This is a genomic window from Paenibacillus rhizoryzae, assembly GCF_059686995.1.
Window position 1 is genome coordinate 1 of the sequence record NZ_JCAALT010000022.1, and the last position, 16,186, is coordinate 16,186.

Genomic DNA, 16,186 nt, shown 5'->3' on the forward strand with positions numbered 1-16,186 from the left:
AATCACAGCAGAATTAAGGCAAAACTAAAAGGCATGAGCCCCATTCAGTACCGGACTCATGCCCTTGAAGCAGCCTAATATATAGCGTCTAACAAATGGGGGTCACATCACTTCCGCAGTGGTCCTTTCCTATGATTAATGTGCCCGGCTTGGTGCAGCCTTCTTCAAATCCTTAGTATCTTTCGTATTCGCAGCTTTGAGCTCTGCGATCAGTTTGTCGCCCTCGACATCCAGGTTCGGGATCATACGGTCAAGCCATTTCGGCATCGACCACGCTTTATCGCCGAAGACAGCCATAATCGCGGGAACAAGCGCCATCCGAACGAAGAAGGCGTCGATCAGAATGCCGATGGTGAGAGCGAAACCGATCTGCTTCAGCATGATGTCTTCGGTCAGAATGAATCCGGCGAAGACCGACACCATGATGACGGCTGCCGCCACGACGACACGGCTTGCTTGCTGGTAGCCTTCAACGACACTTGTAGTTCCTTTATGCCCATGGACATAGGCTTCACGCATAGAGCTGACAAGGAATACTTGATAATCCATCGCGAGACCATACAGAATACCGGATACCATGATCGGCATAAAGCTGAGAAGCGGGCCGCCGGTGTCGAAGCCAAACCAAGCATGCAGCCAGCCCCATTGGAAGACAGCTGTCGTAATCCCGAAGGTAGCCACGATGCTGAGCAGGAACCCGATCGTTGCTTTAACCGGTACGAGAATCGACCGGAATACGAGAAGCAGAATGATCAGAGACAGGATGAGAATAATGCCGATATAGAGCGGGAACACCTCGGCTAATTTTGCTGACATATCGATGTTTATGGCTGTAAAACCGGTCACGCCTATCGTCACGTTGTTACTTTGTGAGATGCTGGAGTCTTTAGCGCGAAGGTCCTGAACGAGATGGCTCGTTGCTTCGTCCGTCGGACCGGATTTAGGAATGACGCTAATAATGCCGATGTCCCCGGTCTGGTTAATCCCCATTGGCGTTACGATGGAGACATCATCATGCTTCTGAATAGCTTGAACAAGCTTGCCCAGCACTTCAGGCGTAATCTTATCCGAAGAGCCCGAAGGTTCGGCAACCAGCAGTAAAGGAGAATTATAGCCTTCACCAAAGCCGGCGGAAATAGCGTCGTAGCTTTGTCTTTGTGCCGTATCCAGGTTTGCCGTATCTCCGGAAGGCATGCCTAATTTCATTTCGGCTGTCGGAATGGCAGCAGCCCCGAGAATAACAATGACACCAATAATGACGAGCCAGCGGCGTTTCACAACGCCGTTCGCCCAGCGATGCGCTACGCCTTGACGGGCAACCTTCGCCTGTTCCTTATTTTTCTTCCGCGCTTTGACTGAACAGATGCGTTCACCAACGAGACCAAGCAATGCCGGCAGCAGCGTCAAGGCTACCAGTACATTAATGAAGACGCTGGCTGCCGCCACGAGTGCCATAGCGGATAGGAAATCAATATTCATGACCACCATCCCGCATAACGCGACAATAACGGTCAATCCTGCGAAGAATACGGCGCTGCCCGCAGTGCCAACCGCTCTGCTCGCAGCTTCGCGTGCGCTTAAGCCTTGATCCAGGATCATGCGGCGCTGACGATTCACAATAAATAAGGAATAGTCGATTCCTACGGCCAAACCAACCATCATGGCTAGTGCAGGCGTGATATCCGTCATCGGAATGAATTTGGAGAGGGCATAAGCGCCTCCAATACTAATACCTACACCAAGGAGTGCCGTTACGAGCGGCAGACCGGCTGCAACGACAGAGCCAAGTGTAATGAACAGCACGACCGCTGCAACAACAATCCCGATCCCTTCGGTAGCGCCAATTGCCGGTTTGCCTACAAGCGTGTCGCTTGGCAATGCTTTAATGCCTAAGTTAGCTTGTTCAACTGCAGTAACAGACTTCACGACAGTATCGATAACCTCTTGGGGCAGCGACATTTGCTGAACGGTAAACTGGAACTGGAACAAAGCGACGTTGCCGTCGGCAGAAATCATCACGCCGGGTACGGGATTTCCATCCACGATCAGCGGGCCATACGGAGGCTGCTCTGCTGAAGCGGTTTGGTTCGTATCACTTGCTTGCGTGCTATCAGCAGCTGTTGCCGCTGCTTGGTTAGCGTCAGCAGCCGTTGCCCCTGCCGCTGCTGCCGCTTTAGCTGGATTAATGACATACTCAATTCCATATACGTCTTGGATTGCTTTAGTAACGGCTTGCAATCTCTCTGGCGTGTCCAGACGTTCGCCTTTGGGCGCAGTGAATACAACGCTTGCTTGCCCGCCGGAAGCTTGCGGCAATTCTTCGACCAGCTGATCGAGTACCCTTTGCGCTTCCGTGCCTTTTATCTTCATCTCGGAGCTGGTGTGGATGCCATTAATGCCAATAAGCGCACCTACAACACCAAGAATGGCGATCCAGGCAATAATGAAATGCCAAGGCTTGTTGTAAGCCGTTTTACCTATTTTGTACAGGAATGTAGACATAACAGTGTGGTTCTCCTTTTTATATAGAAATTGCTATTTCGGCACAACCATTTGGAAACCGTTTTTTAAATAGCCAAACATTTCGTTCAGATAGTGATCTAACAAGATAGATTCTGATGACTCATCCTTTGCTTGACCGGGAAACAGAATGTTGCTGCTTCCATATAGCATTGGCAGTGCAGCACCATATACGGCGCCAACGAGCAGTTGGATGTAGCCATTCGCATATTGTTCCCGGAACAAGTCCAGCAGCAATTCCTCGGCATCGCCTTGATGACGGTGGAGTGAACTAAGGATATAAGGCTCTAACGTCGGATATGTTTTGGAAAGCTTGACGAGCTCGCGTGTCTTTTGAAATAAACCGGCTGTAAGCTCCATCCTGACCAGATGCTCCAAAACCTCAAGCGGAGTAGCATGATCGGCCAGGTTCTCGAGCAAATCATTCACTTCATCGACGTTATTAAAGGCGGATGCTCCCATCACTACAGCTTCTTCTTTACAGGAAAAGTGATTCGCGAACGTTCTTCTCGAATATCCCGCGCGCTGCACAACATCCTCGACAACAAAACCGTCCATCCCGTTTTCCATTGCGAGATCAAATGCGGCTTCGGCAAGTAGATTTGCGGTTGCTTCTCTTTTGACATCACGCAAGCTTTGCTTGTTCATGTGCATCGGCCGTAGGCCTTCACCTCACTTCGTATTCGTACCTTAGGACTCCTATTGCCCAATGGGCAATAATGAACATGGGATTATTATTGCACAATGGGCAATGATGCACAATGGGAAGCGTTTGACGGTTTTGTGGCAATGGAGGATGGAGCTTGTTCATGTTGGAATGGAGTAGTAACGCCGATCCGCGTTTGGTATAGTGATGTAAACGTTGTCATTTAGTGATGAAAAAGACAATGCCGTGAGGGTATGTACATCCTCAATTTTCCTAGCGTACCCTAATATAAGAGATGATATCAGCAGGGAATCGAACGAATACCAGAGAGGTGATAACTATGAATGCAATCCAAACAGTCGACCGTTGGTCGCTAAACAGTCAGCATCAGATCACATGGGCGATTAAGAACGAGACAAGACTTCCGCACGAGGATCATATTGAAATGAGCGGGAAGCGAATATCCATGATCGTCCATTATGGAATTGGTGGACAAGGAGAATTGGTACTGAAGCGTGGCGTGATCTGGCCCATGCTCAGGACGATTCCTAATGATACACATGCCAGCTTAATACAAGAATATGGCTCGGAGATCATACCAGCGTTCACAATCAACGGCGAGCGGGTACGATCGGAGAAACCCTACGAAGTAACGTTTAACGGATTGCTTGCCATTAAGTGCCGAACAGACAACAAGCTTCGTATCGAGCATATGCTCTTCCCAACCACGGATTGCAGCGCGGCGATGGAGAAATACACGCTTGTTAATGATTCACGGGAGCCCATGAAGATTGAAATCTCTTCTCTGGCCCATTCTCACACCAGGAGAGGAGTCTATGGCATCTATCTGCTTGATGTGATCCACGATGCGCCTTCGGAAGTGACATTACAGCCGGATGAGGCTTTTTCCTTCTATTTGACGATCAGCGGAAGGAAGCTGCTCGACTCTGTTCAAGTCTATAATGGGCGTGAAGAAGAGGAGAAGCGAGAGGGGTTTGTAAGTCGAATCCATTCCACTTTGCAGCTTGAAACACCGGATCCCGTTCTAAACCAGATGTTTGAATTCGCTAAGCTGCGGGCGTCGGAGAGCATATTCGCGACCAAAGGCGGTTTAATGCACGGCCCGGGAGGAGGCTCCTATTATGCAGCTATCTGGGCCAACGATCAAGCGGAATACGTAGGTCCATTCTTTCCGTATCTGGGGGACAGCGCAGGAATCGAGGCATCCTTAAACTGCTACCGTATATATCGCGCTTTCATGGGTCCTGATTACTCGCGTATTCCTTCCTCTATCATTGCGGAAGGCGTTGATGTATGGGAGGGCGCCGGAGACCGGGGAGATGCGGCAATGTATGCGTATGGTGCCTCCTTATTCACGCTTGCCCAGGGAGATGTATCGATTGCCCGGGAATTGTGGCCGGCCATTCAATGGTGTTTGGAATACTGCAAACGGAAGCTTACGGATGAAGGCGTGGTTGCATCCGACTCGGATGAGTTGGAGGGCAGATTTCCTACGGGGAAAGCTAATCTCTCTACTTCTTCTCTCTATTACGGGGCTTTATGCGCAGCCTCTAAACTAGCTCGATCTCTGGGTGAAGAAACGATGGAAGAAACGTATAGTACGGAAGCAATCCAAGTAAGGCAAGCCATTGAACGTTATTTCGGCGCAACAGTCGATGGATACGATACCTATCGTTACTATGAAGGCAATGATAAATTACGCTCTTGGATTTGTTTGCCTCTGACTATGGGAATCATGGATCGCAAAGAGGGCACTGTCAGAGCGCTATATTCGCCTAATCTGTGGACGATGGATGGCCTCGCAACGCAGTCTGGAGACAGGACGTTCTGGGATCGCTCTACGCTATATGGTTTTCAGGCGACATTCATGGCGGGAGAAGTCGATCAATCGCATCAATATCTTAAAGCTTACTCAAGAAGAAGGCTGCTGGGCGACCACGTACCCTATGCGGTTGAGGCGTTCCCGGAAGGAAACCAAAGACATTTATCTGCAGAGAGCGCGTTATACTGCCGTATCTTTACGGAAGGGGTTTTTGGCATCAAGCCGTCAGGGTTAGATTCCTTCACATGCGCGCCGCAGCTTCCTGCGGAGTGGAACACCATGGCCCTCCGTTCCATTCAAGCCTTCGGAAGAAACTTTGATCTTCAAGTGACTAGAACGGAGAATGGACTCCAAATTCAAGTGGACGTGAATGAAGTAACGTTGACCTATGCTTGTTTGCCGGGAGAGAAGATCGAAGTTGTTCTACCAAACCGATCATAACGAATAGCCCCAAAACCTTGATGACCTTGGTCTATCAAGGTTTTTTTCTGTTGTCTAAGCGTTTAAGAGGCGAATAGGAGGCAGCTCAAAACATCGTATATTTTTACTTATTATCATATTTTTGTTTATATATCCGTTTCTGATTTAAGACTACAATATTACTTGTAAGCAATTGTAAGCCCTTTCATTTGATGATACGGAGGATGAATTATGGACAGAACAAAGATAATCATAGATACGGATATTGGCGATGATATCGATGATGCACTGGCGATCGCGTTTGCTCTCGAGTCGCCCGAACTGGATGTTATCGGTATCACGACGGTATTCAAAAATGTGACAGCCAGGGCAAAACTAGCAGTTAACATGCTCGAGATGGCCGGCCGGCCAGATATTCCCGTATACGCCGGAATCGGAAGTCCGATCCTCAACAAGGTTGACTTAAACGAGATCCCGAACCAATTCTCTGAAGAAAAGGACGGACATGCGGAGGGTTACGGTACAGATGCGATAGATTTCATCATCAATACGGTCATGAAATCCGAAGGAGATATCACATTAGTGCCGATCGGTCCTTTGACCAATATTGCGATTGCTATCCTTAAGGAGCCGGAGCTCAAAACGAAGGTGAAAGAAATCGTAATGATGGGCGGTTGTTTTTACAGCCACCTCAGTGAATGGAATATCAGATGCGACCCGGAAGCCGCCAGAATCGTGTTCGAATCGGGTATTCCCATTAAGGCTGTCGGACTGGATGTTACGGTTCAATGTATCCTGACCAAAGAAGATGTCGACCGGTTGTTCACCAAGCCTAAACGATCGGCTGCTTATATTCGCGAATTAGTCGGAAGGTGGCAGCAGGTAACGGATCACTATCCGATGATGCATGACCCTCTGGCGATTTGCGCGGTATTTGACGATAAAATTCTGGAATTCCAACGGGATGAGATTGTTGTGGAGACCCAAGGTGAGTTTACGCGCGGGGCGACTTATAACAAAACCGCACTCTACTGGCGCGGAAATGCGGAACAGTCCGTCATCCAGGCTGCCAAGAACGTGGATTCGGAAGCTTTTATCAAGCTGTATATGGACAGGGTTTGCTACTAGTTCCCATATGACTTGCAGACGAAGGAAGTGAACAGGTTTGAACAAGCACGGCTTTCTCTATGAACTCCGGAAAAACAGAACCTTATTTCTAATGGCTTTACCTGCGATCTGTTTGATTCTCTTGATCGCTTATATCCCTATGGCCGGAATCATACTGGCATTCAAGGATTACAGGTTTAACCTTGGCGTGTTTGGCAGTCCATGGAATGGGTTCGAGAACTTCAAATACTTCTTTACTTCCGGAACAGGCTTATTGGTAACGAGAAATACGATCCTCTACAACATGCTGAATCTTGTAACCTCGCAATTGTCTGCCATTATGATCGCGATTTTTATCAATGAGATGAGAGGCCGGTATTTCAAGAAAATATCGCAATCGATCATTTTCTTGCCCTTCTTTATTTCGTGGACGATTGTTGGCGTCTTTGTTTTCAACATCTTCAACTATGAGACCGGAACGCTGAATACGGTGCTTAAAGCGTTGAACCTGGATCCGGTTAATCTGTACAGCATGCCTTATGTATGGGTATTCATCATTTGTTTTTTTAACGCGTGGAAATGGGTTGGCTATACGTCGGTTATCTATATTGCCTCTATTGTCAGCATCGACTCCGAGTGCTTTGAAGCGGCGGAAATCGATGGGGCCAATATTTTTCAGAAAATATTCTACATCACCATTCCATCGATCATGCCAACGATATTCATCATTTTCCTATTGAATCTGGGCCGAATACTACGCGGTGACTTCCAGATGTTCTACCAGATTGTCGGGAATAACGGCCAGCTCTTTGACGCCACCGATGTAATCGACACGTTCGTATTCAGATCGCTGATTACAAGCGGCGATATCGCGATGCCGGCTGCGGCAACCTTCTATCAATCCGTGCTCTGCTTCGTCACGATCATGGTGGTGAATGGAATCATCAGAAAGACCAAACCGGACAACGCTCTGTTTTAGGAACAGGAGAGGAGAACTATGCAGCAACCTCATGCTATCGGCACGAATGAAAAGGCGCACAAGAAGATTGAAGGCACGTATCTGTTATTCAACATTATCAGCTATTCGGTTGTTATCGTGGCCGTCGTGCTATGCTTGCTGCCATTTGAAATGCTGGTGTCCGGATCATTCACTTCGGAAAGCGCCATTACGCAGCATGGTTACGGTATCATCCCATCTGAATTTTCTTTACAGGCTTATAGAGTCCTATTCAAGTACCCCGAGGACATCTTAAGGGCCTATGGAGTATCCATTTTCATTACGGTGGTTGGAACCAGCGTCGGACTGTTTGTCACTTCGATGACTGCTTATGTGCTGAACAGAAAGGATTTCTTATATCGAAACAAGCTTGCGTTCTTCTTTTACTTCACCACGTTGTTCAACGGCGGGATTCTATCGTTGTACATCTTCTTCGTCAAATACCTGCATTTGAAAAACAGCCTGCTTTCCTTGATCATCCCGCTGATCATCAATGTGTTTTATTTGATCGTGATGAGAACCTTTATAAGCTCGATACCCGATTCCATAAGCGAATCCGCAAAAATCGACGGAGCGGGAGACTTCACCATTTTTTTAAAGCTGATTTTACCGCTAACGAAACCCGGGCTTGCGACAATCGGACTGTTTTATGCGCTGGAATATTGGAACGACTGGTATAACGCCATGCTTTTTATAACGGATATTAAATTGTATCCCCTTCAATATTTGTTGTTCTCGACGCTGCAATCGTCCGAAGCCATATCCAGACTATCCAGCATAGCAAGCGTATCCATGATTGATGTCCCCACCTTATCCCTAAAGCTGGCTATGGCCGTTATTGCTACCGGCCCCATTATCCTTGTCTATCCCTATGTACAGAAGTATTTCGTGAAGGGTCTTACTGTCGGCGCAATAAAAGGATAATCTCGGTTCATCCGGTTTATCGTATAAACAACATTTTTAAGGGGGAGTACATGTGAGGAAGACAAAAGCACTAACATTGCTATTAAGTGTGGCACTCAGTATGGGGCTTGTGCTTACAGGCTGCGGCGGTGCGGAATCCGATGAATCAAACGGCAATACAAGCAGCACAAAAGAAAATGCCGGTAATACAGCTGTGGATATTTCCAAGAAGGTTGAATTGAACATGTACCTGATCGGCTCGCCTGCCAAGGATTACGACATGGTGCTGGCCGAAGTAAACAAGAAGCTCGAGAAGGATTTGAATGCTACCGTAAAAGTAAACTGGGTAGGCTGGGCCGATTTCGGCACGCAATATCCGCTGCTCCTGGCTTCAGGCGAACCGATCGATCTGATTTACGCATCCACGTGGACGAATTTCTATTCCAATGCGCGAAAAGGCGCTTTCCTGGCGATTGAAGATTTGGCTAAGACCTATGCGCCGAAAAGCTTGGCTCAAATCACCCCTGATGCGTATAAACAGACAGAAGTTGACGGTCATCTCTACGCCATGCCCGCGCAATTCTACCAGTATGGTGACATGGGCTATATCGTACGTGGCGACTTGATGGACAAATACGGTTTGAAAACGATCGAAAACCTGGATGATTACGGCAAATATTTGGATGCCGTCGTGAAGAACGATTCGCAACTGGATCCAAGCGGTCAGATTAGCTCGTCGGGCGGTCTTGAAAGCTATTACGCAAACGCAAATGGCTACTATAACATCCTGGCGACGCAGTACTCCCCGTTTATGGTGAGCATGGATGATGCTTCCGCTAAAATCGTGGACTTGTACGAAACCGATGGCATATCGGATTACTACAAGAAAATGAAGGAGTGGGGCGATAAAAACTACTGGTCGAAATCGATCTTGTCCAATAAAGACGACAAGATGTTCGAGAACGGCAAAGCGGCCAGCAATTTGCATAACCAGGATTCCTGGAAAGGTGCTTATATGAAGCATCCGGATTGGGATGTCAGATTCTTCCCGAACAGCAAATACACGTATAAAACGTCAGCCATGCAGGACGGAATGGCGATCCCGGCATCGGCCGCCAACCCTGAGCGGGCGCTGATGTTCCTGGAATTGCTAAGAACGGATCAAAGCTATTATAACCTCCTCACTTACGGCATTGAGGGCAAGCACTATGAGATTACCGCGGACAACAAGCTGAAAGCACTTGATTTGGATGGCTTTGCACCTGAAGGCTATTGCTCCTGGGGCTTTAAGTCGCCTGAGTTCTATAAAGAGCCTGTCGACTCTCCGCCGAACATTAATGAAGTGAGAAAGCAGCTGGCAGACAGGGCACTCGATAATCCTTATGCGCTCTTCACGCCTGATTTCGAGCCTGTCAAAAACGAAATGGCTGCCGTCAATAACGTCGTGCAGCAGTACGCGCTTCCGCTCAACTATGGCTATATCAAAGATCCGGAACAAGGTCTGAAGACGCTGGTCGATAAAATCAAAAATGCCGGCTCGGATAAGATCATCGCCGAAATGCAGAAACAGCTGGATGCCTTTCTTGCAGCCAATAGATAGCTGACGGGTAATAGATGGACAAAAGGTTCAGGAGGGGATAGCCCCTTCCTGAACCTTTTGTTATCCAGCGGTACGTACGGCCGGGATTCTGATTTCGACCAATGTTCCGTTACCCGGCGAGGAGCGGTAGGTTAGGCCGTATTCTTGGCCGTAGCAGAGCTTGATCCGGTGGTTGATGTTTCGCACGCCATAGCCATGGACTTCATCGGCCGCGTTTCCGTGTGCAAGGATCTCTTCGGCTTTTTTCTGCGGCATGCCCACGCCATCGTCCTTGACGGTCAAGAGCAGATCATTTCTGTCCAGAAATCCCGTGATCGCAATGGAGCCGTTCTCTTTATCCCTGGCTTCACGTATGCCGTGGATAATGGAATTTTCGACAATCGGCTGGAGAATTAGTTTCAGGATATTGCAGCTATATAAGTCAGGGTCAATATCGATTGCCAGCTTGATTTTATCGTCAAATCGTAGATTCTGAATTTTGACATAGATGCGGATATGATCGAGCTCGTCCTCGAGACTTACGATATCTTTGCCTTTATTCAGACTAAGCTTATAAAACTTGGCCAGCGATTGCGAGATGACGGCGATCTCAGGTACGTCATTGTCAATGGCTTTCCAGTTGATCATTTCAAGCGTATTGTACAGAAAATGAGGGTTGATTTGCGCCTGGAGAGCTTTGAGCTCCAGATTCTTGATCTCCTTGCCGTTCTGGTATTGTTCATCCACCAGAAGCTTGATTCGCTTGACCATATGATTGAAGCTGTCGGTCAAATCGCCGATCTCATCGTGAATTTTGGAGTTCACTTCCACGTTAAGAAAGCCTTCCTGGACCAATCTCATTTTTTTCCTCAGCAGCTGGATTCTCTTGACGGTAGCGCCTGTAATGAAATAGGCAAGCCCATACGAGACTAGTCCGCATACCAGCATCAATACAAGCATGAGATCTCGAATTCGGATGCTTTGCGCATATATTTCCGTAAACGGAATCGCCGTCACCATCGTCCAATCCGTATTTTCGATCGCTCTTGCTTTAATAACGAAATCGCTTTTGCCGAATTTCGCGTTATTCCATAAGGTGTCGTTGTTCTGAAGTTCCTTGATAAGCTCCGTGTTCGGGCCGATGCGATTGAAATTGAGCAGGTTGGAGCAGCTAATGATTTCGCCATGGGAGTTTTGAATATAGACGACGCCGTCATAGGTGATATTAGCCTTTTGAATCATCTTTTCAATCGTTTCTTTTAAGATATTCAGCTCGATCATACCGATGAACTCTGTCGTCTGCTCCGTATTTCGGATTTTTCTGATGAGCGAAATCACTTGTACCGGATCGAGGTTGCTGCTGTTGTTTTTAATGCTATGGGGTGGAAGCCAGCTGACCTTATCCTTGGATGACATGAGCATTTTGTAGCTTTGCGTATGCGAGAAGCTATCCTTATCATAAAAGTTGAAGCTCTGCGCTGCATACATCATCCAGCCGGGAACGTACAGACCCGCCCGGTAGACATCCTCGGTATTCTGGAAGCTGCTCAGAAAGTTTTCCAATTTCAACCGGTCAATGTTCTGCTGCACATAATCATTCTCGAACTCTTCCTTGTTTCTTGCCAGAATCGTTTGAACATCGGCATTGAAATAGATGACATCGGATGCCTTTATTAGCGTGTTTACCTTATAGTTTAGAAACGTATAGGCTTGGTCGAACGACTGATCTGCGGAATGGAGAATTTGTTTCTCGTAATCACTGGATACATTTGTGTAGGATATCGTAGTCAGCAGCGCCAGTGGCAAGAAGATGAGAATGAAATAGGAGATGAGCAGCTTTGCCCTAATATTCATATGCATAAAAAATCCGACTAGAGCCTGGGACCGTTTTTTCACGATTTGTGTTTTCTCCTAAATTGCGTAGGTGTCATTCCCGTTATTTTCTTAAAGGCCTTCGTGAAATAATTGGCATCGTTATAACCAGATCGATCGGCGATCTCATAAAGCTTGGCTTGCGGCTTCATTAACAAATTGGCCGAGTTCTCAATTCGGACCTCTGTAATAAACTCACTTATGGTTTTGCCTGTCTCTTTCCTAAACAGGGATGAGAGATACGTAGGCGTCAGGTGAACGTGCTCGGCAAGCAAATTCACGGAAATTTCCTTGTCGCTATAGTTGCTTCGTATATATTTGATCACATCAAGAACGGCTCTGCTGCTCAATTCGATATTTTCGATACGATCTAGGAGATACGCGGCCTTCTTCTGGAAATAACCTTTAAGATGCTTGAGCGTATCGATTCGCGACATTATCGCCCAATCATATTCTTCTTTCTGATGATCGGATGTGCTTAGATGCAATCCCCTCTTTGAAGCTTGCTCAACCAGCATGTGCATCATTTGATAGAATAGATTCTTGACTTCATCTACCGGAGTTCCTGTTTTTGTCTTAATAACGCTATATAACTGTTCGGTAAACTGGATGATTTTATCTTTATGAAGCTCCTGTAAGAGCTCGGCATAAGATTTTAAAATTTCCGCATGGATAGGGTATACGGAGACTTCCCTGTTGGCAGCGTAAAAAACAGTGCCAAAGTCGTAATAAAAAAGATGTTTGAGGAAACCGGCTGCTGTTTCGTAGGAATCACGTATTTTCGACACTTCGGGTGAAGCGCCTCCAACTACCCAAGATAATCTTGAGCACGTCATTCCTTGCTCACTCAAATGCTCGGTGAGAAGAGAATAGATCGCAACAAAGTCGATCTTGCGTTCCGGTTTATGTGCGGAAATGACCAAAATGGTGCCGGAGTCCTTCATAACCGCTAAATGGGTATAGCCGTGCGGGGAATGATTCAGAAATTCGATGATGCTATTGCAGCAGCTTTGTTTAACTTCATTGATAGGTTCGTCCTCATCAAAGGAAGGGACTACGATGGAAACCGTATAAGAGTCGCCTTTTTCAAAAGGTACGCCGATAAGGTTTAAGCTTCGTTTCAGTTCATCGCAATCGATATGGTTATGAATAAGCTCGTTTACGATATTCTGCCTGATGAAGGGCAGGCTGTCTGAAAGCGCCATGTTGATATGATTGACTTTATGATTCTCCATACATAGATGCACGGCCTTTTGTATAACCTCTTGCAGCTCTTCAATAACAATAGGTTTCTCGACATAGCTGACAGCATTGAAGCGAATAGCGGCTTTAAGATACTCCTTATCCGAATATCCGCTCATATAGATAATTTTACATTCAGGGAACTGTTCCCGGAGGGATGAAGTGAATTCTATCCCATTCATTCCTGGCATTCTTATATCGGATACCACGATATCGGGATGCATGCGGCGAGCTACTTCGAGGCCTTCTACTCCGTCTTTGGCTTCCTCGACAACATCAACACCAAGCTCCTTCCACTTGATGTGCTTTATTAGACCTTTTCTGGTAACGGTCTCATCTTCCACGACTAGAAGTTTAATCATGCGATTTCACTCCCGATTATGTAATGTCATCAATCAAATTCCGTGTCCTCATATGCCGGAAAAACCTTGATACAGCTGGAAATAACAAACTTGTACCTCCATGTTACACCACAAATCTGTGTCTGGATACAACCAGACTATCCAAAAATAACGAACCTCGGTTCTATGAAATCCGAACTATCCAATCTTTACCTCGTTGCTTCATACTATATAATGAAGTAGAATCCGGCCTGATCTCCACAGTCAGACCGTTTATTATATCAAAGGCGGGCGCCAAACCTATGAGATGGACATCAAGGCTGTTATCGCTGCTTCGTTTCCGCAAAGTCAGAAGTCGATTTCTGGCCGCAATGATTCTGTTGTCCGTGCCACCTCTATTCCTCCTCGGTTATATATCCTTTAATATCGCGAAAGATACATTGACGCTTAACAATACGCAGACGAATATCGACCACCTGGAGACGTCCAATGAAGTGGCCGATTTGCTGTTCCGCAACGTTTAACCTGAACCGCTCGATCGTCTTAAACGATGAAATCCGCAGTGATCTGCTCAGCAGCGAACTCAATTCAAGTACGCAGCAAAGCGAGATGAATGCCACAACCAGCAATCGCCTGCAGCGGGTCATCAACAGCGATTCTTACGATTCCCGTTATGTCGACTCGTTGTGCGTGCTGGATCTCTACTACCAAACCTATTGTCTGGGGAATCCGATGATGCGGGTATTTACGAAACCGCTGCGAAGAAGCAAGACATTGAAGCATCAGAATGGTATAAACGGGCCGTTGCGGCCAAAGGGAAAGTGGTATTCTTCAATTACAATGTACTTGGAGATTCGTCCGATACGTTCTCGACAGTCAAGCTGTTCCGCGATTCGGGGGATCCGAAGGGCAGAGCGATCGGCCTCTTGATCATCAATCTATCCAAGTCGATGTTCGGCAGCGTATTCAGCGAAAGCCATAATAACGGCATGTTCATGGCCGTGGATTCCTCGGAGAAGGAGCTTAAAGTGGTCTATCCGGAGGTGCAGACGATCGAATTGTCGAAGACGGCAAGCGGCCTGTCTGCGACCGTGAGTAAAGGTTATCTGGTCAGTCAGTATCGCAACCAGACTACGGGGTGGGCGTTATTGCATCTGATTCAGAAGAAGGAACTGCTCAGTACTGGATAAGCTTCACCTGTTCAAAACGATGCTGGGACTCATCATGGTCGAGGTAGCACTCGGATTTCCGTTTGGCGTACTGCTGTACCGCGGCTTCATGGGCGCGATTCCTCGAGAGATCGATGAAGCGTCTGTGGTAGATGGCTGCGGGGGATTCCGATTGTTTTTCCAAATTATATTTCCGCTGCTGAAGCCCGTGAACGCGACGATCATCGTGACCTCGTCGGTGGCGATCTTCAATGATTTTACCAACCCGCTTTACTTCTTCCCTGGTTCTAAGAATGCAACGGTCCAGCTCACGCTCTACAACTTCATGAGTCAATTCATATCGCAATACAACCTTCTCTATACAAACATTCTGCTTATCACGCTTCCCCCTCTCGTGTTATTCATTTTCTTCAATAAGAAGATTGTTGCCGGGATAACGGCGGGAGCTGTGAAAGGGTAAGTATACAGGATCTTGTACGACGATCGACCGCATTCGGGCATTTTGCTCGGATGCGGTTATTTTGTATGGTAGAACTAATTTACAACATGTTGTATAGTTTACAGTATATAGAGTTAGCGGGAGAGGAAGTAGCTACTATGGGTCATGCCAAGGATCAGATCGATCCCCGCATTCTTCGTACAAGGCGGTTGCTTCGCGATGCATTTATTGAATTGCTGCAGGAAATGGAAATCGAGAAAATATCGGTCAATCGTCTCGCGGAGCGTGCCACGCTCAATCGAGTGACGTTCTATCTGCATTATCGGGACATGCCGGATATGTTAGATAAGATGGCTGACGATATGATTGAGGAAATTACTTCGATCATCAATGCGCCGAAGCCGAACCGGAGCGCTGCGGAAGAAGTAGATTGGCCGTTGATGGTCAATCTGCTAGAGCACATCGCGGAGAATTTCAAGTTCTATAAAGTCATTCTTGCCGCGAAACGAACGACGGTCTTTACGGAACGGCTGCTGAAGCTGTTGACGAATCTAATCACGGAGAGCGTTGAACGTCCTGGATGTGAACGTGATTTCGCCAGCTCGGGGATTCACAAAGATATTGCGATCTGGTACAGTTCCTCGGCCATGATCGGCACGATCATCTCGTGGCTTCGTGAAGACATGCCGTATACGCCGGTTTTTCTTACGAAGCAATTGTCTTTGCTGCGTCAGTATCGGCAGACAAAATCGTAGTAGTGGTAAGGAAGTGCCATATACGCAGAACAATACTGCGAATCAGTGGCCATTCATCATGTTGAAAATCCGATGGCAACTGGAGTGGCCGTTTAGCCTATCAGGAGAGGGGGTATAAGTATTCAAGCAGCTAGAACAAATAATTTCAAAAAAACAGTTGCAACATCCTATTCATCCATGGTATATTCTATTTCTGCCTCCGAGACATCAACTTGGAAGCGGCGATCGAAGCCAAAACAAGTTGAAAAATAAAGCTTGCAATCATGTTTCGATTCATGGTAAGATCTAATTCCGGTCATGAGCCGGAAGGAAATAAACCAAGTATTTGTTCTTTGAAAACTGAACAATGAGCG

At 47.0% G+C, this 16,186-nt stretch carries 13 protein-coding genes and 1 pseudogene; 9 read left to right on the forward strand and 5 right to left on the reverse strand.

Annotated elements, in window-relative coordinates; genetic code table 11:
- Positions 1-135: 135 nt before the first annotated feature.
- Together AC6ESO_RS30080 and AC6ESO_RS30085 are read right to left on the reverse strand one after the other, a co-directional pair.
- Positions 136-2,502, reverse strand: coding sequence for an MMPL family transporter (locus AC6ESO_RS30080; RefSeq protein ID WP_497094552.1), 2,367 nt, complete (start codon positions 2,500-2,502; stop codon positions 136-138).
- A gap of 33 nt (positions 2,503-2,535) precedes the next feature.
- On the reverse strand, positions 2,536-3,174 hold the full coding sequence (locus tag AC6ESO_RS30085) for a TetR/AcrR family transcriptional regulator (protein ID WP_497094553.1): 639 nt from the start codon (positions 3,172-3,174) through the stop codon (positions 2,536-2,538).
- A gap of 332 nt (positions 3,175-3,506) precedes the next feature.
- Here AC6ESO_RS30085 and AC6ESO_RS30090 point away from each other — a divergent pair, with 332 nt between their 5' ends.
- The 5 genes from AC6ESO_RS30090 (at position 3,507) to AC6ESO_RS30110 (ending at position 10,036) form a co-directional block, all read left to right on the forward strand.
- Positions 3,507-5,450: a glucosidase family protein gene (locus AC6ESO_RS30090; protein WP_497094554.1), complete on the forward strand. Its 1,944-nt coding sequence runs from the start codon at positions 3,507-3,509 to the stop codon at positions 5,448-5,450.
- Positions 5,451-5,660: 210 nt separating this feature from the next.
- A complete protein-coding gene (locus AC6ESO_RS30095; protein ID WP_497094555.1) occupies positions 5,661-6,557 on the forward strand; it encodes a nucleoside hydrolase in 897 nt (298 codons plus the stop codon).
- Positions 6,558-6,594: 37 nt separating this feature from the next.
- On the forward strand, positions 6,595-7,515 hold the full coding sequence (locus AC6ESO_RS30100; RefSeq protein WP_494822076.1) for an ABC transporter permease subunit: 921 nt from the start codon (positions 6,595-6,597) through the stop codon (positions 7,513-7,515).
- An 18-nt stretch (positions 7,516-7,533) separates the two neighbouring features.
- Entirely contained in the window at positions 7,534-8,457 is a 924-nt protein-coding gene (locus AC6ESO_RS30105) for a carbohydrate ABC transporter permease (RefSeq protein WP_497094556.1), read from the forward strand.
- Between the two features lie 52 nt (positions 8,458-8,509).
- Positions 8,510-10,036, forward strand: a complete 1,527-nt coding sequence (locus tag AC6ESO_RS30110; RefSeq protein ID WP_497094557.1) for an ABC transporter substrate-binding protein — start codon at positions 8,510-8,512, stop codon at positions 10,034-10,036.
- Between the two features lie 60 nt (positions 10,037-10,096).
- On the opposite strand, the gene AC6ESO_RS30115 is transcribed toward AC6ESO_RS30110, so the two are convergent.
- Positions 10,097-11,911 (reverse strand): sensor histidine kinase, encoded by a 1,815-nt coding sequence (locus tag AC6ESO_RS30115; protein WP_497094558.1) that lies wholly within the window; start codon positions 11,909-11,911, stop codon positions 10,097-10,099.
- The gene (locus tag AC6ESO_RS30120) at positions 11,908-13,473 is read right to left on the reverse strand and encodes a response regulator transcription factor (RefSeq protein WP_497094559.1); all 1,566 of its coding nucleotides are present in this window, start codon (positions 13,471-13,473) and stop codon (positions 11,908-11,910) included. Before AC6ESO_RS30120 ends, AC6ESO_RS30115 begins: the two co-directional genes overlap by 4 nt.
- 299 nt (positions 13,474-13,772) lie before the next feature.
- On the opposite strand from AC6ESO_RS30120, the gene AC6ESO_RS30125 reads away from it, so the two are divergent.
- The 4 genes and pseudogenes from AC6ESO_RS30125 to AC6ESO_RS30140 all read left to right on the forward strand — a co-directional run bounded on the left by AC6ESO_RS30125 (position 13,773) and on the right by AC6ESO_RS30140 (position 15,833).
- On the forward strand, positions 13,773-13,994 hold the full coding sequence (locus AC6ESO_RS30125) for a hypothetical protein (protein ID WP_497094560.1): 222 nt from the start codon (positions 13,773-13,775) through the stop codon (positions 13,992-13,994).
- Positions 13,995-14,156: 162 nt separating this feature from the next.
- On the forward strand, positions 14,157-14,660 hold the full coding sequence (locus AC6ESO_RS30130; RefSeq protein WP_497094561.1) for a hypothetical protein: 504 nt from the start codon (positions 14,157-14,159) through the stop codon (positions 14,658-14,660).
- Positions 14,650-15,099 (forward strand): annotated as a pseudogene (locus tag AC6ESO_RS30135) (carbohydrate ABC transporter permease); the annotation flags it as partial. The gene AC6ESO_RS30130 and the pseudogene AC6ESO_RS30135, both read left to right, overlap by 11 nt.
- Before the next feature lie 137 nt (positions 15,100-15,236).
- On the forward strand, positions 15,237-15,833 hold the full coding sequence (locus AC6ESO_RS30140) for a TetR/AcrR family transcriptional regulator (protein WP_497094562.1): 597 nt from the start codon (positions 15,237-15,239) through the stop codon (positions 15,831-15,833).
- Positions 15,834-16,000: 167 nt separating this feature from the next.
- Here AC6ESO_RS30140 and AC6ESO_RS30145 read toward each other — a convergent pair.
- Positions 16,001-16,186, reverse strand: a 186-nt coding sequence (locus tag AC6ESO_RS30145) for a hypothetical protein (RefSeq protein WP_497094563.1), incomplete at its 5' end; no start/stop codon positions are given.